Here is a 20,242-nt window from a genome sequence, read left to right as displayed (position 1 = left end):
ATGACACTCGCTCCCCCGAGCGACCAGCTGACCGTCGGCGCCTCCGGGCGCCGGCGGTCAGCCCGGCCAGGCGGCCGGGCACCTGGGCGCACCCCGATCGGCTACGTCTTCATCTCGCTCTACGCACTGCTCACGATCGCCTTCGGCGTGCTCCCGGCGCTCTATGCGGTGCTCCTGGCCTTCACCACGGCCGACGGCGGATTCGCCGGGTTCCAGAACTTCGTGACGGTGGTCACCGACTTCCGGTTCTGGCCCGCCGTGCTCCACGTCACGGTCTACCTCGTGATCTGGCTGATCAGCCTCGTGATCTTCGTGGTCGTGCTCGCGCTGATCGTCCACTCACTCCGCGCGCGCTGGGCCGCGACCTCCCTGCGCTTCATCTACTACCTGCCCGGCGCGCTCGCCGGGGCGTCGAGCGTCCTGCTCTGGCTCTTCGTGCTCGACCCGACCGCCAGCCCGGTCAGCGGCATCCTCCGCTTCCTGGGGCTGAACAGCTTCGTCGAGGTGATCCAGCCGGGAAACCTGCCGGCGATCTTCGCGATCATCGCGTTCTGGACGGGAGCAGGCGGCTGGATCGTCATCATGTACGGCGCGCTGAACAACATCAGCACCGACATCCTCGAGGCGGCCAGGATCGACGGAGCGAACGCGTTCCAGATCGCCCTGCGCATCCAATTGCCGATGCTCCGCAAGTGGATCGCGTACATGGGCGTCATGTCGCTGGCCGCCGGCACCCAGCTCTTCGTCGAGCCGCAGCTGCTCAGTCAGGCCAGCAACGCGATCGTCCCCAACGACTACTCGCTCAACCAGCTCGCGTATCAATACGCCTTCCAGCAGAACGACTTCAACGGCGCCGCCGCGATCTCGCTCATCCTGCTGGTCGTCGCGCTGCTCCTCTCGTGGGTGTTCGTCACCCGCGGCGGCCTCTTCGAGAAGGAATGACCATGACAGCACTCCCGAGCGAACGCCGCGGACTGGGCTCGGCCCTCCGCGGCTGGAGCGGGCGCTCCATCGCGGCCGTCGTCCTCGCCGTCTTCGTCCTGTTCTTCGCCATCCCGATCGTGTGGCTGCTGTTCGCCGTGACCAAGTCGTCGAAGGCGCTCATCCTGTCCAACCCGTTCGCGCTCGGCTCGTGGTCGGACTTCGTCGCCAACTGGAACCAGCTGTTCGCCTTCCAGGGCGGCGCGGTGACGACGTGGATCGGCAACTCGGCCATGTACTCGATCGGCGCCCTGGTCATCACCCTCATCGTCAGCGTCCCGGCCGGATACGCGCTCGCGCTCACCGAGTTCCGGCTGCGCAAGGCGATGCTCGTGCTGACCCTGGTGGTCATGCTCATCCCGAGCACCGCGCTCGTGCTCCCGATCTTCCTCGAACTCAACGCGGTGGGCCTGATCGGCAGCCCGCTGTCGGTGATCCTGCCGATGTCGTTCTTCCCGTTCGGGGTCTACCTCACGTACATCTACTTCTCCACGAGCATCCCGAGGGATCTGCTCGCCGCCGCCCGCATCGACGGATGCTCGGAGCTGCAGGTGTTCACCAAGGTCGCTCTGCCGCTGGCGGCGCCGATCGTCGCGCTGGTCGCGTTCTTCAGCTTCGTGCAGAACTGGAACAACTTCTTCCTGCCGTTCGTGATGCTGCCGTCGAGTGACGGCTACCCCGTGCAGGTCGGGCTCACCTCGCTGCTCTCGGCCACCCCGGCCTTCAACCCGAGCTCGGCCGGCTCGGACTCGGTGCAGCTGCCGACCCTGGCGCTCGCGACCATCGTGTCGATCCTGCCCGTCCTGATCGTCTTCCTCTTCTCCCAGCGATTCCTCGTCTCTGGCATGACGGCGGGGGGAACCAAGGAATGACCGCGCCAGAAATCAAGGAGTACCACCGATGAAGATCACCGGATATCGCAGCCTCTCGACCGTCCACGACTGGGGGAGGGTCACCGGCGACGTCAACGGCGTGCAGAGCGGGAACACCACACCCGTCCCCGTCCTCATCATCGAGACGGACGCCGGCATCGAGGGCGTCGGCCTCGGGGCGCACAGCGACATCGCGCGCGTGTTCCCCGCCGTGGAGGGAGAGGACCCTCGCTCGGTGGTCGCCCTCTACGACCGGATGCTCGACTGGGTGTTCAAAGCCGGTCACTCGGGCTCGACCTTCGGCACGATCGGCGCCATCGACATGGCCCTCTGGGACCTCAAGGCGAAGGCGGCGGACGAACCGCTCTGGCGGATGCTCGGCGCGCGCGAGCGATTCGTGCCCGGCTACGCCTCCGGGCTGGAGTACGGCCTGTCCGACGAGGAGGTCGCCGCTCTCTACGAGCAGTTCGCCGATCGCGGCTTCAAGGCAGGCAAGCTCAAGGGCGGCCGTGACCTCGACCGCGACCTGCCCCGCCTGGAGATCCTGCGGGACACGCTCAGCCGCAACTCCCGCAGGCCGGCCATCATGTTCGACGTGAACGAGTCGTGGAACCACGCGCAGGCCGCGCGGTTCCTGTCGGCGATCGAGGAGCGGATGGACCTCACCTGGGTGGAGGAGCCGCTGCGGCGCTGGGACGCGGCCGGGATGGCGGCGCTCCGCGGCAAGGTCCGCGCGGCGATCGCCAGCGGGGAGAACCTCACCGGGCTGGAACAGTACCGGCCGCTGCTCGACGCGAACGCCGTCGACATCGTGCAGGTGGGCAACGTGTGGGGCATTACCCACCTGCTCCGCGTCGCGACGCTGGCGCACGGACGGGACCTGCCGGTGAGCCCTGTCGCGTACAACGCGAACCCGGCCGCGCACGCCGCCGCGGCCATCCCGAACCTGCTGACGCACGAGGTGCAGGATCTGCACTTCCCGGTCGGCCTGGACGTCGATCAGGAGTTCGACGACGGCGGGATCGTGCTGGGCGACCGGCCGGGCATCGGGATCATCGTCGACGAGGCGTTGCTGACGTCCTCCGTTCCGAGCCCTGTCCTCTCGTCGGCGTCCGGTCCGCACATCCGGCCCGAACGCGCGGCGCTGCGGCTCGTCGCCGAGCCGGACGTGATCGACGTGCCGGTGAACCCGCTGAGGCCGGTCTCGTGAGCGCCACGCCGGAGCGCAGGGCGCTCGTGGTCGGGGTCCGGCCGGAGAAGCGCGAGGAGTATCTCGAACTGCACCGCGCCGTCTGGCCGGGCGTCGAGGCGAAGATGACGGAGTGCGGCATCCGCAACTACAGCATCTTCCTCTTCGGAGACACGCTCTTCGCGTACTACGAGTACGTCGGAGACGACCACGACGCCGATATGGAGCGCATCGCCGCCGATCCCGTCTCGCAGGAGTGGTGGACGCACACCGACCCGTGCCAGGTGAGGATCGCGGAGGAGCGCGCCGAGGGCGCGCTGTGGCAGCCCATCGACGAGATCTGGCACCTCGCGTGAGCGGTCGCATCGACGCGCACGTGCACCTGTGGGACCGCACGACCGACCCGCAGGACTGGATCGACCCGCAGACGATGCAGGCCATCGACCGCGACTTCGGTGCGGACGAGCTGACCGCCATGCTCGCGAGCACGGGGGTGCGGAGCGCGATCGTCGTGCAGGCGAGCAACAGCCTGGACGAGAGCGTCCGGCTTGCACGGCTCGCCTCGCCCGTCATCGCGGGACTCGTCGCCTGGGTGGACCTGGCGGGCGACATTCGGGGGCAGCTCGACCGCATCCGGATGGGCGGTGCAACCCCGGTAGTCGGGATCAGGCACCTCGCGCACATCGACCCGGACCCGGAGTGGCTGTCGCGCGAGGAGGTCGGCCGGGGGATGGCGGCCCTCGAAGCCGAGCGGCTGAGCTTCGACCTCGTGGTGCGCGACTGGCAGCTGGGCCAGGCGGCCCGGCTGGCCGACCGCCACGACGGGATGCGGTTCGTGCTCGATCACCTCGGCGGCCCTCCTGCTCCGGGAGGCGACCTCGGCGAGTGGGCGGCCGGGCTGCGCGAACTGGCCCGGCGTCCGAACGTGACGGCGAAGCTGTCCGGGCTCAGCTCCGGGCTCGCGGCAGGATCCTGGACGGCGCGCGACCTCGCTCCGGTGGTCGACGTCGCGCTCGACGCCTTCGGCCCTTCCCGGCTGATGTACGGCTCCGACTGGCCGCTCGCCGAGCTCGGCGGGGGAGCCCCGGCGTGGATCGCCGCGGTGGAGACACTTCTCGACGGTCTCTCCGCCGCAGAGCGCGACCGCGTGTTCGGTGGGACGGCGCGGGAGGCCTACTCGCTCGCCTGAGCGCGCTGCGCCTTCTGGCCCGGCTGCCCTTTCTGGCTCGCCCGGCTGCGCGGTGCGTGGTCGGGAAGGCGGCGGCGCTCCCACGAGATGTGGATGTGGTCGTGCATCGCCTTCTGCGCCCCCTGGACGTCTTTGCGCTCGATCGCCTCGACGATGGCCGCGTGCTCATCCAGGGTCAGCGCCACAGCATCCGGGGGGTTGATGCCCTGGTAGCGGCTGGACTCGACGGCGCGCTTGTAGAGGTGCTTGGCGATGTTCTCCGCCAGCCGGTTCCCCGAGATCTCCATCAGCGCGTAGTGGAAGACCACGTCGGCCTGACGGAACGAGTCCGTCTCGGACTCGCTCTCGCGCATCGCCGTGAGCGCGTTGTTCAGCCGGCGCAGCTCCTCGGAGGTGTGCGTCTCCGCGACGGCGCCGGCCATCGCGGATTCCAGGCTCGCCCGCACCACGGTCAGCTCGTCGAGCACGCCGACGCTCTCGTCGTTGTCGATCAGCGCGGACAGCACCACGGGATCGAGCATGTTCCAGTACCCGGGAGCGAGCACCTGCGTGCCCCGCCCCTGGGAGACGATGACGAGGCCCTTCTCCTCCAGCCGCTTGACCGACTCGCGCAGCACCGTGCGGCTCACGCCGAAGTGCTCGCTGAGCGGTCCCTCGGGCGGCAGGAGGTCGCCCTCGTTGAGCTGTCCGGTGACGATCAGCTCGACCAGCTCGGCGACCACGGCCACGCCGAGCCGGGCGGCGGGGAGCCGCTGCGGGATGAGGCGGGCCGCCGAATGTGAGTCAAGCGCCATACGTATGACCTTAGCTCGCCTGTCCGGCCGCCGGGGGTTGACATTGCCTTAGTCCACGCCGTATATTCCTCAAGGAATAATCAGCCAGGAATACCAAGGGTCCCACCACACATGCCCCCCACCACCACGCTCACGCCGCTCGGCGTCGCAGCCCTCGCGCTGCTCGTCGAGCGACCGATGCATCCGTACGAGATGTACCAGACCCTGGTGCAGCGCTCGGAGGAACGCGTGGTCAAGGTGCGGCCCGGGTCGCTGTACCACACCGTCGACCGGCTCGCCGGGCAGGGGCTGGTGCGTGCGATCGGAACAGAGCGCGAAGGCAACAGGCCGGAGCGCACCACGTACGAGATCACTGAGAGCGGCTATCTCGTGCTCACCGAACGGGTCGCGGAAATCCTCGCGACGCCCATCAACGAATACCCGGAGTTCCCGCTCGCCCTGGGCGAGTCGCACAACCTTCCCGTCGAGTCCGTCATCCAGCTCCTACGCAACAGGGTCGCGCTCATCCGCGCCGACCTGGCGTCGATGGATGCGGGGATCGCCGACCTGGAGGCCAAACGGCTGCCGCGCAAGTACTGGATCAACGTGCAGTACAGCAGGGCCATCAGCGAGGTCGAAGCGACCTGGCTGGAATCCCTCATCGACGACCTCGTATCAGGCGAACTGTCCTGGTCCGAGGAGAAGCATCACTGACAGGAACACTTCCATGGAAAAAGAACTGAAGCCGTGGCCCGCACTGTGGGCCCTGGTCATCGGGTTCTTCATGATCCTCATCGACACGACCATCGTGTCGGTCGCCAACCCGGCGATCATGAAGGGCCTCGACCTCGGCACCGACTACAACGCGGTCATCTGGGTGACCAGCGCCTACCTCCTCGCCTACGCCGTCCCTCTGCTCATCACCGGTCGTCTCGGTGACCGCTTCGGCCCGAAGAACCTCTACCTCATCGGCCTCGTGATCTTCACGCTCGCCTCCGCCTGGTGTGGCTTCTCCGGTGTCATGCCGGGCGGCGGCATCGGGATGCTCATCACGGCCAGGGTCGTGCAGGGTCTCGGCGCCGCGCTGATGACGCCGCAGACGATGGCCGTCATCACCCGCATCTTCCCGCCGGACCGCCGCGGTGCTGCGATGGGGCTGTGGGGCGCCGTCGCCGGCGTCGCCACCCTGATCGGCCCGCTGCTCGGCGGCGTGCTCGTCGACGGCCTCGGCTGGGAGTGGATCTTCTTCATCAACGTGCCCGTGGGCGTCGTCGCGTTCATCCTGGCCGCCCGGCTCGTGCCGAAGCTGCCGACGCACTCGCACAGCTTCGACATCCTCGGCGTCGTCCTGAGCGGCGTCGGCATGTTCCTGCTGGTGTTCGGCATCCAGGAGGGCGGCACGTACGACTGGGGCACCATCACCGGCCCGATCACCGTCTGGGGCCTGATCATCTCGGGCATCGTCGTGCTGATCGCGTTCGTCGTCTGGCAGGCGTTCAACAAGAAGGAGCCGCTGCTGCCGCTGAAGCTGTTCCGCGACCGCAACTTCTCGCTCTCGAACGCCGCGATCACCACCGTCGGCTTCGCGGTGACCTGCATGGCGCTGCCTCTCGTGTTCTACTTCCAGACGGTCCGCGGTCTGACCCCGACCCAGTCGGCTCTGATGCTCGCCCCGATGGCGGTCTTCTCCGGTGTGCTGGCGCCGTTCGTCGGCAAGCTGATCGACCGGATCAACCCGCGCTACTTCGCCACCACCGGACTCGTGCTGTTCGCGCTGTCGCTGTTCTGGTATTCGCGCCTGCTGACACCGGATGTGTCGATCTGGTGGCTGCTCGCACCGAGCGCCACGCTCGGCATCGCGATGTCGGGCGTCTGGGGTCCGATCTCCACGACCGTCACCCGCAACCTGCCGATGAACCAGGCCGGCGCCGGTTCCGGCGTGTACAACACCACCCGTCAGATCGGCGCGGTGCTGGGCAGCGCATCCATCGCCGCCCTCATCTCGAGCCGTCTCGCCGTCGACCTGCCCAAGGCGCCGGGCGGAACGCCGACCGAGGCTGGAGCGGGAACCGAGCTGCCGACCTTCCTGCACGCCGGGTTCACCCAGGCCATGTCGGAGGCGCTGCTCCTGCCTGCTGCCGTCGCGTTCCTCGGTGCGCTCATCGTCGTGTGGTGGGAGCGGCCCAAGCCGCCGGCGTGGGGTCCGGGAGCCGCGGCTGCTGCCGGTGCGCCCGCCGAGGCCCCTGCTCCTGTCGGCGCTGCGTCGCACGGCTCGCACGCCGCGCCGGTGCCGGTGGATGCCGTCCAGCACGGCTCGCACGCCGCGGACGTCCCTCCCGCGACCGGCCTCGCCTCCGGCGAGGAACCGCCGCACGGAGCGCACGCAGCGCCCGTCGTCGACTGACGCCGACCGCGCATCCCGCAGCCGCTCGCCCCACGCCGGGACGGGCGGTTGCGCCGTTAACGGGTCAGGCGACGACGCGCACGGCGTTGGCCCACGGGTCGTCGAACGCCACGGAGCGCCCGTCGTCGCGGGTCTGCACGCCGTAGTGCCGCATGCGCTCGGTGAGTTCGCCGAGGTCGTCGGCGGTGGGCACGTGGATCTCGACCTCGCCGAGTCCGAGTGCGAGGCGTCGCGGGCCGGCGCCCCTGCTGTTCCAGGTGTTCATGGCCATGTGGTGGTGGTAGCCGCCCGCGCTGACGAACAGCGCCTGGTCGCCCAGCGTCGCCGTCGCCTCGAAGCCGAGGCGGTCGACGTAGAACGCGCGAGCGGAGGCCACATCCCCGACCGAGAGGTGCACGTGGCCGACGACCGCGTCGCCGATGCGCTCGTCTCCTGCCGCGTCGGCCAGGGTCGCGGCCCGCTCGGTGAGGTGCTCGCCGAGGAAGCCGTTCGGGTCGAGGTAGAGGGTCGCCATCTCGACCTGGCCGTGGGTCCAGCTCCACTGGCTGCGGTCGCGGTCCCAGTACAGCTCGACGCCGTTGCCCTCCGGGTCGGTGAAGTAGAAGGCCTTGCTGACGAGGTGGTCGGCGCTGCCGGTGAACGTGCCTGGCGCGCGGCGGGCGACCGAGTACACCGCGGCGGCGAGCGTCTCCTCCGTGTCGAACAGGATGGCCGTGTGGAACAGCCCGGCGTCGCGCGGCCCGGCGTGGCGCAGCTCGGGGGCGTGCTCCAGGATCACGACGGGGGTGCTGCCGCGTCCCAGGATGGTCCTGCCGCCCTCCTGTGCGAGCACGCTCAGGGTCACGGCGTCGCGGTAGTAGGTGGTCATGGCGTCGAGGTCGGCGACGCGGAGCGTCACCGCACCCATCGCGGAGTCGGCGGGAAGGAGGTCGGTCATGGCGTTCTACAACGCTGGCGGGCCTGAATATATTTCAGAACTTCACTCCCCGGGGCTCGGTCGCTCCCACAGCCGCCGGTAGTCCTCGGCCAGGATCGAGCGCGCCGACTCCGGCGTCAGTGCCGGGTGTCTCCCGACGAGGTGGGCGGCCAGGCCGTCGATCAGCGCCCGCATCCGGTCGGCCTCCCGCTGGATGCGCGCGGCGGGAACGTCGTCCGGAGCGCTCGCCGCCACCACCTGCCGGATGAGGTCGAGCATCGCGGCGTCGGACTCGCGCTTCACCGGCGCGAGCTCGTCGTCGGCGATGGCCGCCCCCGCGAAGACCAGCCAGACTTCCATCTCCTCCCTGCGGTCGTCGTCGAGCGGCAGGAACTGCTCCAGCAGGGCGAGCCCGTCCGGTCCGGCGTCACCCGCGTCCGCGATGATGCTCTGGATGCGGCCGGTGGCCCGCTCGATGACGAGTCGCATGGCGAAGGCGACGGCGTCCGGCTGCCGCGGGAAGTAGTGCCGCAGCGAGCCGAGGGCCATCCCGGCCTCCGCGGCGACGGTGCGCGTGCTCACGGCGTTGATGCCGTCGCGCCGGATGATGCGCCAGACGGCCTCACCGATGTCGCGGCGGCGTTCGTCCGGGGTCTCTGTGGTCCGCATGACCCCACTCTAGTACAAATGTGCTAGACATGGACCATGCTCGTCTTCGTCATCGTCGCCTGCGAGATCCTGTTCTGGGTCTTCCTGCTCGGCGGCCTGCTCGCCCGCTACGCCCTGCGCCGCCGCCGCCTCGGCTCCGTGCTCCTGGTGCTCGTGCCCGTCGCCGACCTGGTGCTCCTCGCCGCGACCGTCGCCGACCTCGCCGGAGGGGCGACGGCCGAGTGGGCGCACGGGCTCGCCGCCGCATACCTCGGCTTCTCCGTGGCCTTCGGGCGCGGCATCATCAGCCGCATGGATGCGCGGTTCGCGCACCGCTACGACGGCGCCCCGGCGCCGGAGCGCATCCCGAAAGGCGGGCGGCGGCGCGTGCTGCACGAGTGGAAGGTGTTCGGTCAGACCGTCATCGCCTGGGCGATCGCCTGCGCCCTGCTGCTCGCAGCGATCCTGGTGGTCGGCGACGAGGCCCGCACCGCGGCGCTCAGCGCCTGGCTGGGCACGCTGACGCTGATCCTCGGCATCGCCGCGATCTGGCCGATCAGCTACACGATCTGGCCGGGCTCGGACGGGCAGAAGCGCACGGGCCAGCCTGCGCGCTGACGCAGGCGGTCGTCAGGTCTCGATCGCGCCGCCGGTCTCCTGTAGGTAGCGCCGCAGCGTGAGTTCTGGGTCGGCGGCCTGCCTGCGGCGGTACTCGGCGAAGTCCAGCTGATCGCGCAGCGACGCCCCTGCGCGCATCCGCTGCGACTGCTCGCCCTCCACCGACTGGATGCGCACCGCCGTCGCCACGAGCTCCTCGCGCCGGTCCTGCCCCACCACCAGCACGCCGTCGTCGTCCGCGACGATCCAGTCGCCTGCGCCGACGGGCACGCCGTCGAGGTACGCGCTCCGCATCGCCCGGCCGGCGGGCGGCACCCGCCGCGGTCCGAACGGGTACGCACCGAGGCTGAACACCGGCAGACCGATCTCGCGAAGTTGCGCGGTGTCGCGGTGGCGTCCCCAGATGACCGCTCCGCGCATCCCGGCCTCCCGGGCTTCGAGCAGCATGAGGTCGCCGACGCAGGCCTCGTCGTGCCGGCCGCCGTTGTCGACCACGAGCACCGCGCCGGGCGGGGCGTCGTCGATGGTCTCGAGCAGCACATCCACGCTTCCGAGGTGCGTGACGGGCGCCGCCGGTCCGGCGAACGCCGTGCCGGGGAGCAGCGGGATCAGGGCCGCCGGGGCGGCGGAGACCCGGATTCCGAGCCGCACGGCGGCGTCCGCGATGGCGGCGGTGGGGAGCGGCTCGCTGAGTTCGTCCATGTCCATGCGTTTGAACCTAGTCCCGTCCGTATGCGGGCAGCGGCATGGACGCGTGCGACCACCGGCCCTGGCGCGGCGGCGGATCGTGGGCAAGACTGGCCGCATGTCCCGCGTCCTCGGTCTCGCCCGGCGCTACTGGGTGGTCACGCTCACCGTCGTCATCGGCGTGGTCGGGATCGCGCTGGCCGCGACCGGCGCCGGCTGGACCGTGCAGTGGCTGTTCAGCGCGTACTCGCTCGTGATCGCCGCGTGGCAGGCGGTGGGGATGGTCCGCGCGATGCTGCGGCGCGAGTTCGGCCTCGACATCCTGGCCGTGACCGCCATCGTGTCCACGGTGCTCGTCGGCGAGTACGTCGCTGCCCTGGTCGTGGTGCTCATGCTCACCGGCGGCGACGCCCTGGAGGACTACGCCAACCAGCGGGCCAAGCGAGAACTGGATGCGCTGCTCACCAGGGCGCCGCAGCTCGCCCACCGCGCTGTCCAGGGCCGCGGGTACCAGGACGTGCACATCGACGAGGTGCGCGCCGGGGACGTGCTGCTCGTGCGTCCGTCCGAGATCGTGCCGGTGGACGGCGTGCTGCTCTCGGCGGAGACCACGGTGGACGAGTCGTCGATCACGGGGGAGAGCATCCCGGTCGAGAAGCACGAGGGCGACACCATCCTCAGCGGGGTGGTCAACGGGAACGCGGCGGTCGAGCTGCGTGCGACGGAGACCGCATCGGCCAGCCAGTACCAGCAGATCGTCGCGCTCGTGGCGCAGGCGGCCGAGAGCAAGGCGCCGGTCGTGCGGCTGGCCGACCGCTACGCCGTGCCGTTCACCGTGTTCTCTCTCGCGCTCGGCGCCATCGCCTGGGCGGTCAGCGGGGATCCGGTGCGGTTCGCGGAGGTGCTCGTGCTCGCTACCCCGTGCCCACTGCTGATCGCCGCTCCTGTCGCGTTCATCGGCGGGATGAGCCGGGCGGCGCGCAACGGCATCATCGTCAAGAGCGGCGGAGTGCTGGAGTCGCTGTCGCGGGCTCGCACGGCGGTGTTCGACAAGACGGGCACGCTCACCTATGGGACGCCCGCTCTCACCGAGGTCAGGGTCGAGGCGCCGTTCACCTCCGCCGAGGTGCTCGGCGCGGTAGCGAGCGCCGAGCAGTACTCGTCGCACGTCCTCGCCGCGGCGATGATCGACGCCGCCAGGGAGAGAGGGCTGCCGCTGCACGAGGCGGAGTGGGCGGAGGAGGCGGCCACGAACGGGGTGGTCGCCCGCATCCAGGGCAGGGAGGTGGTGGTGGGCAAGTTCGCGTTCGTCGCCGCCCACGCCCCGGATGCGCGCCGCACGGACATCGCGCCCGGCGAGCTGGCCGTGTACGTGGCGATCGACGGACTATACGCCGGTGCGATCCTCGCCCGCGACCGGCTGCGCGCGAACGCGAAGGCGACGATCGCCCGGCTCGCCGAGCTGGGTGTCACCCGCACGATGATCCTGACGGGCGACGCGCAGGAGACGGCGTCGCACATCGCCGCAGAACTCGGCGTCACCCGGGTGCGCGCCGAGTGCCTGCCCGCCGACAAGGTCGCGGAGGTGGCCGCCATCGCGGAACGCCCGGTGATCATGGTCGGAGACGGCGTGAACGACGCCCCGGTGCTGGCGGCGGCCGATGTGGGCGTCGCGATGGGCGCGAAGGGGGCGACGGCGGCGAGCGAGTCGGCCGACGCAGTGATCCTGGTGGACGACATCTCCGGCGTCGCCCGCGCCGTGCAGTTCGGGAAGGACACGGTCAGGATCGCGCTGCAGAGCATCTGGCTCGGCATCGCGGTCTCCGTGGTGCTGATGCTGATCGCGGCGTTCGGGTTCATCCCGGCGACCGCGGGCGCGCTCATCCAAGAGGTGGTCGACCTCGCCACCATCCTCGCCGCGCTTCGTGCGATCGGCGGCCGGCTGGACGCGCGCGCGGCTCCCGCCACGGCCTCCCTCGCCGACCCGCGCCCCGTCCGCGCCGCGCGCTGATGCGCCGGCCCCGGCCCCGGCCCTGGTCCTGGGCGGCCCTGGGCTGCGCCCGCGCCACACCCACCCCACGGCGAGATGCCACTAACTGTTGCGAAACGCCCGGGATGCGCGACAGATACTGGCATCTCGTCGCGAGGCGCGCGGCGAGCCGCGCGGCGGCTACGCCCGCGTGAGCCGCTCGAGGAGCTCGCGGTAGCGGGCGGCCGTGCGCTCGACGATGTCGGCGGGCAGCTCGGGCGGCGTTCCCGTCTTGTCCCAGTTGGCGCTGAGCCAGTCGCGCACGATCTGCTTGTCGAAGCTGGCCATGCGCTCGCGCGGGGTGGTGCCGGAGGCGTAGGCCACCGCATCCCAGTACCGGCTGGAATCGCTGGTGAGCACCTCGTCGGCGAGGGTGATCTCGCCGGTGTCGCGGTCTGCGCCGAACTCGAATTTGGTGTCGGCGATGATCACGCCGCGCTTCTCGGCGATCTCGGACGCGCCCGTGTAGATGAGGAGGGAGAGCCTCCGCAGCTCCTCCGCGACCTCGGCGCCGACCAGCTCGACCGTGCGCTCGAAGCTGATGTTCTCGTCGTGCTCGCCGAGCGGGGCTTTCCAGGCCGGGGTGTAGATCGGCTCGGGCAGGCGGTCGCCGTCGGTCAGGCCGGCGGGCAGTGGCACACCGCACACGCTCTGGGTCTGCTGGTACTCCAGCCAGCCGCTGCCGGTGAGATAGCCGCGCACGACGCACTCCACCGGGAACATGTCGAGCGGCTTCACCAGCATCGCCCGCCCGACGACTTCGGCCGGGATGCGCTCGATCGCCTTCTCGCCGTCGAGGACATGGTCCGGGATCAGGTGGTTCGGCACCTCGGTCAGCTGGTCGAACCACCACAGGCTGAGCGTGGTCAGCAACTCGCCCTTGCCGGGGATGCCCGGCTCGAGCACGTGGTCGAACGCGCTGACCCTGTCGCTCGCGACGACGAGGACCGCGTCCGTGTCGTCGAGGCCGGAGCGCCCGGCGGGGACGTAGAGGTCGCGGACCTTGCCGGAGTAGACGTGCGACCAGTCGGCGAGGGAGGCGGAGGATGTCACGCGTCCATCGTACGGGCTGGCCGCAGGAGTGTTTCCCCAGTTGAGCAGTGGTGCTCGTGGTTGGCTCGGCCACGTCGCTGTCTCTGACGCGAGCAGACCGGTCGTCGCCGTTCGGCCCAAGCCTGGGGAATCTTCACCGACCGCTAACGCGATTGGCAACAACGCATACATTTAGCGTTTTGTACTTAAGCTATCTCATATGAAATGCTTAACGAATGCTTCAGGATGCATCAGTATCAGCGCCTCCTTCGGGAGATGATCTCTACGGAGAGGAGATCGCTGAGATCTACGACCTGATATACCCGTTCCCGGTGACCGATCAAATTGGGCTCATGGAGGCTCTGCCTACCCTTCATGCTGCGGCCGACCGCATTAGTTGATCCCGATGACCGAGACCATGGAGGAGTCGATGCCGTTTAGCGGCCGGGCTCTCTTCGTCAAAATTGCTACGACTATCGAAAACTCGATCCTGCGAGGCGAGCTAGTCGAGGGTGACTTCACTCCGTCTACCAATAGTCTCGCCGCGACCCTCGGGGTTAACCCGGCGACCGCCCAGCGTGGGGCTGCCCTCCTGGTGGCGGACGGGGTTCTCGAAAAGCGCCGAGGAATTGGGATGGTGGTTGCATCCGGAGCGCGCGACGGGATCCTTGCACGACGCCGTGCAGCACTCCTCGACAACTACATTCGTCCCATGCTGCGCGAGATCTGGATACTGGGTCTCGAACTGCAGGATCTTGAGCAATGGATCGACGCGGTCTCCCACGAGGGTGGAGACAGGCGGGCGGGACGCCCGTGAGTCGTCACGGACGGAGTTGCTGACGCCTCGGTCAGCTCAGCAGCTTGGCCTTCGCCGCCGAGAACTCGTCGTCCGACAGGATGCCCTGCGCGTGCAGTGCGGCGAGCTGCTGCAGCTGCGCCATCATGTCGCCACCGGCGGGCGCGGCTGGTGCGGCGGGCGCCGCCTGCTGCTGCGCCTGCCACTGGGCCTGCTGCTGGGCCTGCTGTTGCGCGACGGCCTGCTGGGCGGCCGCATCCATCTGCGCCTGCTGCTGCTGGGCCTGGTAGTCGGCGGCCTGCTGCTCCTCCATCGCCCTGTCCTGCTGGCGACGCTGCATCCCGCCGCTGACGGCGGTGGCCGTGCCTGCGACGACGGCGGTGCGTGCGGCCAGCCCGAGGAGTCCCGGACGGCCTACTCGACGTAATGGCATGATGTCTCCTACTCTTCCGACGCTTCGGTGAGAACGGCGTTGACCACGGGAGCGGGGATGCGCTCGGCGTGGACGACGCTGCCGCCCGCGGCGAAGAACTTGCTGGCGAGGTCTTTCGCCCAGGTGTGCTCGATGACCAGGATCGCGCCGGAGGTGCCCGGCTCGATCAGGTCGGCGATGTCGTCGACATCCTCGGTGCCCGCGATCCCGCTCGCTTCGAGCGTGATCTCGGTGAGGCCGTATTCGTCGCCGACATCCTCGAACTCGACGATGTCGACCTCGCCGCTCAGCGAGCGGGAGACGAAGACGAGGTCGAGGATGCGCACGCTTCCGGAACCGATCAGGTCGACGATGGCCTGCACGACGCCGGGCGACGGGCGATCGCCGTCGAACTGCGCCACGATGAACTCAGCGGGGCCGTACTCGAACTCGGTCACGTTGTACTCCCTCCGTGCCGGATCATCCCGACAGGCGTCACGCTACTCGCGGGGGTGAGAGCGGCACAATGATGGCTTTCCGCGTCCTGGAGGGGGAGAGCCTCCGGGATTGGAAACTTTTCCTCATGGTTAGCGGCATATTTCGCAGAGGCGACGTTCTCATCGGTGTCAGACTGGGCAACGCTGTACACGAGACGGTGCGAGGAAGGACCACGGTGACCGAACAGAACTGGGCAGGAAACTACACGTACAGGGCGGAGCGCATCGCGCATCCACGTTCTCTGGACGAACTGCGCGAACTGGTGCTCGGCGCCGAATCGGTGCGCGCACTCGGCAGCCGCCACTCCTTCAACGACCTCGCCGACGACGACCGTCTGCTCGTGAGCACGGCGGGCCTTCCGTCCGCGATCCGGATCGACGAGGCGGCCTCCACGGTCACGGTCGGCGGCGGCGTGCGCTACGGCGACCTCGCCCGCGAACTGCAGAACGCCGGATGGGCGCTGCACAACCTCGCCTCCCTCCCGCACATCTCCGTCGCAGGAGCCATCGCGACCGCGACGCACGGCTCGGGCGACAGGAACGGCAACCTGGCCACCGGCGTCAGCGGGCTGCGCATCCTGCGGGCGGACGGCGAGCTGGTCGAGCTGCGCCGGGGCGACCCCGGATTCGACGGCGCCGTGGTCTCGCTCGGCGCGCTGGGCATCGTCACCGAGGTGACCATCGACATCCGGCCGACGTTCGACGTGCGGCAGCGGCTGTTCGGCGGCCTGCCGTGGGATGCGGTGCTCGACCGGTTCGACGAGGTCACCTCGGCCGCATACAGCGTCTCCCTCTTCACCGACTGGGCGGAAGACGCGGTCAGCCTCGCCTGGCTCAAGGAGCGCGCGGACGATCGGACCGAGATCGGCGACGACTTCTTCGGAGCGACGGCGCTCACCGAGGCCCGCCACATGATCGCGACGATGGATGTGCGCAACACCACGGAGCAGCTCGGCGTCTTCGGTCCGTGGAGCGAGCGGCTGCCGCACTTCCGGTTCGAGTTCACGCCGTCGAACGGTGCGGAGATCCAGTCGGAGTACCTGGTGCCGCGCGCCAACGCCGTCGCCGCGATCGCCGCCGTGCGCGAGCTGGGTCCGCTCATCGCGCCCCTGCTGCAGATCAGCGAGATCCGCACGGTCGCGGCCGACGAGCTGTGGCTGTCGAGCGCGTCCGGCACGGATGCGGTCGGCCTGCACTTCACCTGGCTGCGCGATCAGGAGGGCGTCGAGGCGATCCTGCCGGCGCTCGAAGCAGCGCTGTTGCCGCTGGGCGCCCGCCCGCACTGGGGAAAGCTCTACCTCGACGTCGACGGCGTCGTCCCCGGCCTCTACCCGCGCCTCGACGCGTTCCGCGACCTCGCCGCCTCCTTCGACCCCGCTGGCACCTTCCGCAACGCCTTCGTCACGCGCCTCCTCGGCTGACCCCAAAAAAATCGAGTCCGAAGTTATTCACGCGACACGCCGTGTCGAACCGTGAACAACTTCGGACTCGATTATTTGGGAATGGAGTGGGCGCGGTCAGTCGGCGACGCGGGCGGCGATGTCGGTGCGGAAGTGCGAGCCGGGAAGCTCGATGAGCGCGACCGCCTCGTACGCCCGGGCGCGGGCCTCGGCGAACGTGGTGCCGCGGGCGACGACGCTGAGCACGCGCCCGCCGGTCGCGAGCAGCGCGCCCGTCTCCTCGTCGCGGGCCGTCGCGGCGTGCGCGATGGTCACCTCGGGGACGCGCGCCGCCTCATCCAGCCCGGTGATCGGCCGCCCGATCTGCGGCGCCTCCGGGTATCCCTCGCTGGCGAGCACCACGGTCACGGCGGTGTCGAGCGCGAACTCCGGACGTGGCACTCCGGCCAGCGCGCCGGTCGCCGCGGCGAACAGCAGCGACGACAGCGGCGTCACGAGCCGGGGCAGCACCACCTGCGTCTCCGGGTCGCCGAATCGCGCGTTGAACTCGATCACCCGGATGCCGCGGCTCGTCATGATGAGCCCGCAGTAGAGCAGGCCGATGAACGGCGTCTGCTCCTTCGCCAGCTGGCGCACGGTCGGCAGGGCGACCGTGTCGATGACCTCGTCGACGAAGTTCTCCGGTAGCCACGGCAGCGGCGAGTACGCGCCCATCCCGCCCGTGTTCGGTCCGCCGTCGCCGTCGAGCAGCCGCTTGTAGTCCTGCGCGGGCGACAGCGGCAGCACGTTGTGTCCGTCGCTCACCAGGAAGAGGGACACCTCCTGGCCGTCGAGGAACTCCTCGATCAGCACGCCGCCGTGGCCGAGCCAGTGGGTCGCGTGGGCGACGGCCGCCTCGCGGTCGGAGGTGACCAGCACGCCCTTGCCCGCCGCCAGGCCGTCCGCCTTCACCACGTACGGAGCACCGAACGTGTCCAGCGCGCTCTCCGCCTCCGCCAACGTGGATGCGCGCACCGCGCGTCCCGTCGGAACCCCGGCAGCGTCCATGATCCGCTTGGCGAACGTCTTCGACCCTTCGAGCTGCGCCGCGACCTTGCCCGGGCCGAACACCGGGATGCCGCGGGTGCGCAGCGGGTCGGCGACACCGGCGACGAGGGGGGCCTCCGGACCGATCACCACGAGCTCGATGCCGTTCTCGATCGCGTACTCGGTGACCGCCTCGCCGTCGAGAGGGTCGAGCCCGGGCTCGACGGCGGCTTCCGCTGCGATCCCCGCGTTGCCGGGAGCGACGACGATCCGGTGATCGGCCTCCTCGCTCAGCAACGACGTGACGATGGCGTGCTCGCGTGCACCGGAACCCAGGACCAGAATCTTCACGCGACCAATGGTAGAGGCTGCGAGGATAAGGGGATGGCCAGAGCGAAGATCCAGGATGCGGAGGGCGGCCCGGCCGTGCGTGCAGCACTGGCGGGTGGAGCGGACCGCAACACCACGGCGATGGCCGTGCGCTACCTCCTGCAGCTGCTCGCCGAGCGTGCGCCGGGCAACACCGTCGAGGTGCGGGTGCCGCCGTTCGGCGCCACCCAGTGCATCCCGGGCCCCCGGCACACCAGGGGCACCCCGCCCAACGTGGTGGAGATGGATGCGCCGACCTGGCTCGCGCTCGCCAGCGGAGCGACCCCGTGGGCCGACGCCGTCGCATCCGATGCCGTGCACGCGTCCGGTCAGCGCGCATCCCTCGACGGGCTGCTGCCGCTGCGGTTCTGACGCGGCCCCTCCCGTCCGAGCTCCCAGACAACGTGAGGGAGAATGGATGCATGAGTCAGGAGAACGACGAGCAGGCCACGGTCACCGAGAGCTCGGTGCTCGTGCGGCGGTCGCCGCGCTACTTCCGGTTCATGCTGGCCGGGGCGATCCTGTTCGCGATCGTCGCGCTCATCCTCACGTTCGCGTTCCCGGCGAACCCCACGTACGACCGCGGCAGCGTCTTCGGCTTCCTGCTGGCGATCGGCGTGGCCGTCGGGGTCACGATCGGGGCGGTCGTCGCCCTGATCCTCGACCGTGCGACGAACCGTCGGGCGCGCACCGTCCAGGCGGATAGAATCGACGTGCGCACCACCCAGGGCGAGCAGCCAGGGGATGGCGACGCACCTGACACCCGCTCATCCATCGAGAGCTAATTCCCTGAAGGGGGTTCCGGTTTGTCCGGAGGCGACGGTCTTCTCAGTCACGATCTACTTCCCGGCGAGAAGGGTCCGCAGGATGCCTGCGGTGTCTTCGGTGTCTGGGCCCCTGGCGAGGAAGTCGCCAAACTCAGCTACTTCGGTCTCTACGCCCTGCAGCACCGCGGGCAGGAGTCCGCGGGCATCGCGACCAGCGACGGCTCGAAGATCCTCATCTACAAAGACATGGGTCTCGTCTCGCAGGTGTTCAACGAGAACGCGCTGAACTCGCTGACCGGCCACATCGCCGTCGGGCACACGCGATACTCGACCACCGGCGCATCCAGCTGGCAGAACGCGCAGCCGACGCTCGGCCGCACGTCGAGCGGCACGGTCGCCCTCGGCCACAACGGCAACCTGACCAACACGGCCGAGCTGATGCAGCTCGTCCACGACCGGTATCCGGAGCACGACGGCGAGCTGTCCAGGGGCAACACGACAGACACCGCCGTGGTCACCGCGCTGCTCACCGGCGACCTCGACCACACCCTCGAAGCCACGTCGCTCGAAGTCCTTCCGCGGCTGCGCGGCGCATACTGCCTCGTCTACATGGACGAGCACACCCTGTACGCGGCGCGTGACCCGCAGGGCGTCCGCCCGCTGGTGCTCGGACGCCTGGAGCGCGGCTGGGTCGTCGCCTCGGAGACCGCTGCGCTCGACATCGTCGGCGCGAGCTTCGTGCGCGAGGTCGAGCCCGGCGAGCTGATCGCCATCGACGAGAACGGCCTCCGCAGCCAGCGCTTCGCCGAGGAGAAGCGCGCGGGCTGCGTGTTCGAATACGTCTACCTGGCCCGTCCCGATACGACCATCGCCGGCCGCGGCGTGCACGAGGCGCGCGTCGAGATGGGCCGCCAGCTGGCCCGCGAGCACGCGGTCGAAGCCGACCTCGTCATCCCGACCCCCGAGTCCGGAACCCCGGCGGCGATCGGCTACGCGCAGGCGTCCGGCATCCCGTTCGGCCAGGGACTTGTGAAGAACTCGTACGTCGGCCGCACGTTCATCCAGCCGTCGCAGACCATCCGCCAGCGCGGCATCAAGCTCAAGCTGAACCCGCTGAAAGAGGTCATCAAGGGCAAGCGCCTGGTGGTCGTCGACGACTCGATCGTGCGCGGGAACACCCAGCGCGCGCTCGTCTCGATGCTGCGCGAGGCCGGAGCGGCGGAGGTGCACGTCCGCATCTCCAGCCCGCCCATCACCTGGCCGTGCTTCTACGGCATCGACTTCGCCTCCCGCGCAGAGCTCATCGCCACGGGCCTCGGCGTAGACGAGGTGCGCCAGTCGATCGGGGCGGACAGCCTCGGCTACCTGTCGGAGGACGGCATGATCGCCTCCACCGAGCAGCCGCGCGAACGTCTCTGCACCGCCTGCTTCACCGGCGTGTACCCGATCGAGCTCCCGGATGCGCACCACCTCGGCAAGAACCTGCTCGAACGCCCGGAGGCTCCGCGCGGCGAGGGTGAGGGCGCGGCGGCCGATGGATGCGATCCCGGTCCGGACGCCGAGTTCGAGAGCGTGCTGCTGCCCTCGTACGGAGATCCGGGGCGCAAGGAATAGCAGCCCGGTCCCAGTACGATTGA

22 protein-coding genes are annotated in these 20,242 nt (G+C 69.7%); 14 read left to right on the top strand and 8 right to left on the bottom strand.

Annotated elements, in window-relative coordinates; translation table 11 throughout:
* Genes AC1ROC_RS08405 through AC1ROC_RS08385 form a run of 5 tightly spaced genes read left to right on the top strand, consistent with a single transcriptional unit; the run spans window position 1 to window position 4,231 of the window.
* A complete protein-coding gene (locus tag AC1ROC_RS08405; RefSeq protein WP_085370884.1) occupies window positions 1-942 on the top strand; it encodes a carbohydrate ABC transporter permease in 942 nt (313 codons plus the stop codon).
* Between the two features lie 2 nt (window positions 943-944).
* On the top strand, window positions 945-1,853 hold the full coding sequence (locus AC1ROC_RS08400) for a carbohydrate ABC transporter permease (RefSeq protein WP_492999439.1): 909 nt from the start codon (window positions 945-947) through the stop codon (window positions 1,851-1,853).
* A gap of 28 nt (window positions 1,854-1,881) precedes the next feature.
* On the top strand, window positions 1,882-3,063 hold the full coding sequence (locus AC1ROC_RS08395) for a mandelate racemase/muconate lactonizing enzyme family protein (RefSeq protein WP_168690406.1): 1,182 nt from the start codon (window positions 1,882-1,884) through the stop codon (window positions 3,061-3,063).
* On the top strand, window positions 3,060-3,398 hold the full coding sequence (locus AC1ROC_RS08390) for an L-rhamnose mutarotase (protein WP_492999437.1): 339 nt from the start codon (window positions 3,060-3,062) through the stop codon (window positions 3,396-3,398). The genes AC1ROC_RS08395 and AC1ROC_RS08390 overlap by 4 nt, the downstream gene beginning before the upstream one ends.
* On the top strand, window positions 3,395-4,231 hold the full coding sequence (locus tag AC1ROC_RS08385) for an amidohydrolase family protein (protein ID WP_247597176.1): 837 nt from the start codon (window positions 3,395-3,397) through the stop codon (window positions 4,229-4,231). Before AC1ROC_RS08390 ends, AC1ROC_RS08385 begins: the two co-directional genes overlap by 4 nt.
* On the opposite strand, the gene AC1ROC_RS08380 is transcribed toward AC1ROC_RS08385, so the two are convergent.
* Window positions 4,216-5,025: a FadR/GntR family transcriptional regulator gene (locus tag AC1ROC_RS08380; protein ID WP_492999434.1), complete on the bottom strand. Its 810-nt coding sequence runs from the start codon at window positions 5,023-5,025 to the stop codon at window positions 4,216-4,218. The two genes, AC1ROC_RS08385 and AC1ROC_RS08380, sit on opposite strands and share 16 nt — an antisense overlap.
* Window positions 5,026-5,136: 111 nt before the next feature.
* Between AC1ROC_RS08380 and AC1ROC_RS08375 the strand changes: the two genes are divergently transcribed.
* The gene (locus tag AC1ROC_RS08375; RefSeq protein WP_085370888.1) at window positions 5,137-5,718 is read left to right on the top strand and encodes a PadR family transcriptional regulator; all 582 of its coding nucleotides are present in this window, start codon (window positions 5,137-5,139) and stop codon (window positions 5,716-5,718) included.
* Window positions 5,719-5,731: 13 nt separating this feature from the next.
* Window positions 5,732-7,408 carry a DHA2 family efflux MFS transporter permease subunit gene (locus tag AC1ROC_RS08370; RefSeq protein ID WP_085370889.1) on the top strand — a complete coding sequence of 559 codons (1,677 nt, stop codon included), beginning with the start codon at window positions 5,732-5,734 and terminating at the stop codon, window positions 7,406-7,408.
* A 64-nt stretch (window positions 7,409-7,472) separates the two neighbouring features.
* On the opposite strand, the gene AC1ROC_RS08365 is transcribed toward AC1ROC_RS08370, so the two are convergent.
* Window positions 7,473-8,345 (bottom strand): VOC family protein, encoded by an 873-nt coding sequence (locus AC1ROC_RS08365; protein ID WP_085370890.1) that lies wholly within the window; start codon window positions 8,343-8,345, stop codon window positions 7,473-7,475.
* 42 nt (window positions 8,346-8,387) lie between these two features.
* Window positions 8,388-8,993 carry a TetR/AcrR family transcriptional regulator gene (locus AC1ROC_RS08360; RefSeq protein WP_085370891.1) on the bottom strand — a complete coding sequence of 202 codons (606 nt, stop codon included), beginning with the start codon at window positions 8,991-8,993 and terminating at the stop codon, window positions 8,388-8,390.
* A gap of 36 nt (window positions 8,994-9,029) precedes the next feature.
* Here AC1ROC_RS08360 and AC1ROC_RS08355 point away from each other — a divergent pair, with 36 nt between their 5' ends.
* The gene (locus AC1ROC_RS08355) at window positions 9,030-9,590 is read left to right on the top strand and encodes a hypothetical protein (RefSeq protein ID WP_085370892.1); all 561 of its coding nucleotides are present in this window, start codon (window positions 9,030-9,032) and stop codon (window positions 9,588-9,590) included.
* Window positions 9,591-9,602: 12 nt separating this feature from the next.
* Here AC1ROC_RS08355 and AC1ROC_RS08350 read toward each other — a convergent pair whose 3' ends face one another.
* On the bottom strand, window positions 9,603-10,298 hold the full coding sequence (locus AC1ROC_RS08350; RefSeq protein ID WP_143466026.1) for an RraA family protein: 696 nt from the start codon (window positions 10,296-10,298) through the stop codon (window positions 9,603-9,605).
* Between the two features lie 97 nt (window positions 10,299-10,395).
* Between AC1ROC_RS08350 and AC1ROC_RS08345 the strand changes: the two genes are divergently transcribed.
* A complete protein-coding gene (locus tag AC1ROC_RS08345; RefSeq protein WP_085370893.1) occupies window positions 10,396-12,288 on the top strand; it encodes a heavy metal translocating P-type ATPase in 1,893 nt (630 codons plus the stop codon).
* A 159-nt stretch (window positions 12,289-12,447) separates the two neighbouring features.
* On the opposite strand, the gene AC1ROC_RS08340 is transcribed toward AC1ROC_RS08345, so the two are convergent.
* The gene (locus tag AC1ROC_RS08340; RefSeq protein WP_085370894.1) at window positions 12,448-13,359 is read right to left on the bottom strand and encodes a phosphoribosylaminoimidazolesuccinocarboxamide synthase; all 912 of its coding nucleotides are present in this window, start codon (window positions 13,357-13,359) and stop codon (window positions 12,448-12,450) included.
* Between the two features lie 385 nt (window positions 13,360-13,744).
* Here AC1ROC_RS08340 and AC1ROC_RS08335 point away from each other — a divergent pair, with 385 nt between their 5' ends.
* On the top strand, window positions 13,745-14,155 hold the full coding sequence (locus tag AC1ROC_RS08335) for a GntR family transcriptional regulator (RefSeq protein ID WP_256922097.1): 411 nt from the start codon (window positions 13,745-13,747) through the stop codon (window positions 14,153-14,155).
* Between the two features lie 31 nt (window positions 14,156-14,186).
* Here the strand turns inward: AC1ROC_RS08335 and AC1ROC_RS08330 are convergent, their stop codons facing one another.
* Window positions 14,187-14,567 carry an SHOCT domain-containing protein gene (locus AC1ROC_RS08330; protein ID WP_492999423.1) on the bottom strand — a complete coding sequence of 127 codons (381 nt, stop codon included), beginning with the start codon at window positions 14,565-14,567 and terminating at the stop codon, window positions 14,187-14,189.
* A gap of 8 nt (window positions 14,568-14,575) precedes the next feature.
* Complete coding sequence (locus AC1ROC_RS08325; RefSeq protein WP_085370896.1) at window positions 14,576-15,004, bottom strand: DUF6325 family protein; 429 nt, start codon at window positions 15,002-15,004, stop codon at window positions 14,576-14,578.
* Between the two features lie 215 nt (window positions 15,005-15,219).
* On the opposite strand from AC1ROC_RS08325, the gene AC1ROC_RS08320 reads away from it, so the two are divergent.
* Window positions 15,220-16,464, top strand: a complete 1,245-nt coding sequence (locus AC1ROC_RS08320; protein WP_085370897.1) for an FAD-binding protein — start codon at window positions 15,220-15,222, stop codon at window positions 16,462-16,464.
* Window positions 16,465-16,560: 96 nt separating this feature from the next.
* On the opposite strand, the gene purD is transcribed toward AC1ROC_RS08320, so the two are convergent.
* Window positions 16,561-17,820: a phosphoribosylamine--glycine ligase gene (gene purD / locus AC1ROC_RS08315; RefSeq protein ID WP_085370898.1), complete on the bottom strand. Its 1,260-nt coding sequence runs from the start codon at window positions 17,818-17,820 to the stop codon at window positions 16,561-16,563.
* A 33-nt stretch (window positions 17,821-17,853) separates the two neighbouring features.
* On the opposite strand from purD, the gene AC1ROC_RS08310 reads away from it, so the two are divergent.
* The 3 genes from AC1ROC_RS08310 to purF are packed head-to-tail and all read left to right on the top strand — an operon-like array spanning window position 17,854 to window position 20,219.
* Window positions 17,854-18,210 carry a sterol carrier family protein gene (locus AC1ROC_RS08310; protein ID WP_492999418.1) on the top strand — a complete coding sequence of 119 codons (357 nt, stop codon included), beginning with the start codon at window positions 17,854-17,856 and terminating at the stop codon, window positions 18,208-18,210.
* A 50-nt stretch (window positions 18,211-18,260) separates the two neighbouring features.
* Window positions 18,261-18,623: a hypothetical protein gene (locus tag AC1ROC_RS08305; RefSeq protein ID WP_085370900.1), complete on the top strand. Its 363-nt coding sequence runs from the start codon at window positions 18,261-18,263 to the stop codon at window positions 18,621-18,623.
* 21 nt (window positions 18,624-18,644) lie between these two features.
* The gene (gene purF, locus AC1ROC_RS08300) at window positions 18,645-20,219 is read left to right on the top strand and encodes an amidophosphoribosyltransferase (protein ID WP_085370901.1); all 1,575 of its coding nucleotides are present in this window, start codon (window positions 18,645-18,647) and stop codon (window positions 20,217-20,219) included.
* Window positions 20,220-20,242 lie beyond the last annotated feature (23 nt).

Source organism: Leifsonia sp. GW821-FHT13C05 (assembly GCF_058806515.1).
Note: the sequence above shows the minus strand (reverse complement) of the source record. Positions and strands in the feature narration are given on the sequence as shown.

Excerpts from the sequence above, each read along its gene's own strand:
- AC1ROC_RS08395 (WP_168690406.1), top strand. The coding sequence starts at position 1,882 with ATGAAGATCACCGGATATCGCAGCCTCTCGACCGTCCACGACTGGGGG.
- AC1ROC_RS08375 (WP_085370888.1), top strand. The coding sequence starts at position 5,137 with ATGCCCCCCACCACCACGCTCACGCCGCTCGGCGTCGCAGCCCTCGCG.
- AC1ROC_RS08400 (WP_492999439.1), top strand. The coding sequence starts at position 945 with ATGACAGCACTCCCGAGCGAACGCCGCGGACTGGGCTCGGCCCTCCGC.
- AC1ROC_RS08330 (WP_492999423.1), bottom strand. The coding sequence starts at position 14,567 with ATGCCATTACGTCGAGTAGGCCGTCCGGGACTCCTCGGGCTGGCCGCA.
- AC1ROC_RS08380 (WP_492999434.1), bottom strand. The coding sequence starts at position 5,025 with ATGGCGCTTGACTCACATTCGGCGGCCCGCCTCATCCCGCAGCGGCTC.
- AC1ROC_RS08345 (WP_085370893.1), top strand. The coding sequence starts at position 10,396 with ATGTCCCGCGTCCTCGGTCTCGCCCGGCGCTACTGGGTGGTCACGCTC.
- AC1ROC_RS08310 (WP_492999418.1), top strand. The coding sequence starts at position 17,854 with ATGGCCAGAGCGAAGATCCAGGATGCGGAGGGCGGCCCGGCCGTGCGT.
- AC1ROC_RS08305 (WP_085370900.1), top strand. The coding sequence starts at position 18,261 with ATGAGTCAGGAGAACGACGAGCAGGCCACGGTCACCGAGAGCTCGGTG.
- AC1ROC_RS08350 (WP_143466026.1), bottom strand. The coding sequence starts at position 10,298 with ATGGACATGGACGAACTCAGCGAGCCGCTCCCCACCGCCGCCATCGCG.
- AC1ROC_RS08370 (WP_085370889.1), top strand. The coding sequence starts at position 5,732 with ATGGAAAAAGAACTGAAGCCGTGGCCCGCACTGTGGGCCCTGGTCATC.
- AC1ROC_RS08335 (WP_256922097.1), top strand. The coding sequence starts at position 13,745 with ATGACCGAGACCATGGAGGAGTCGATGCCGTTTAGCGGCCGGGCTCTC.
- AC1ROC_RS08365 (WP_085370890.1), bottom strand. The coding sequence starts at position 8,345 with ATGACCGACCTCCTTCCCGCCGACTCCGCGATGGGTGCGGTGACGCTC.
- AC1ROC_RS08355 (WP_085370892.1), top strand. The coding sequence starts at position 9,030 with ATGCTCGTCTTCGTCATCGTCGCCTGCGAGATCCTGTTCTGGGTCTTC.
- AC1ROC_RS08360 (WP_085370891.1), bottom strand. The coding sequence starts at position 8,993 with ATGCGGACCACAGAGACCCCGGACGAACGCCGCCGCGACATCGGTGAG.
- AC1ROC_RS08405 (WP_085370884.1), top strand. The coding sequence starts at position 1 with ATGACACTCGCTCCCCCGAGCGACCAGCTGACCGTCGGCGCCTCCGGG.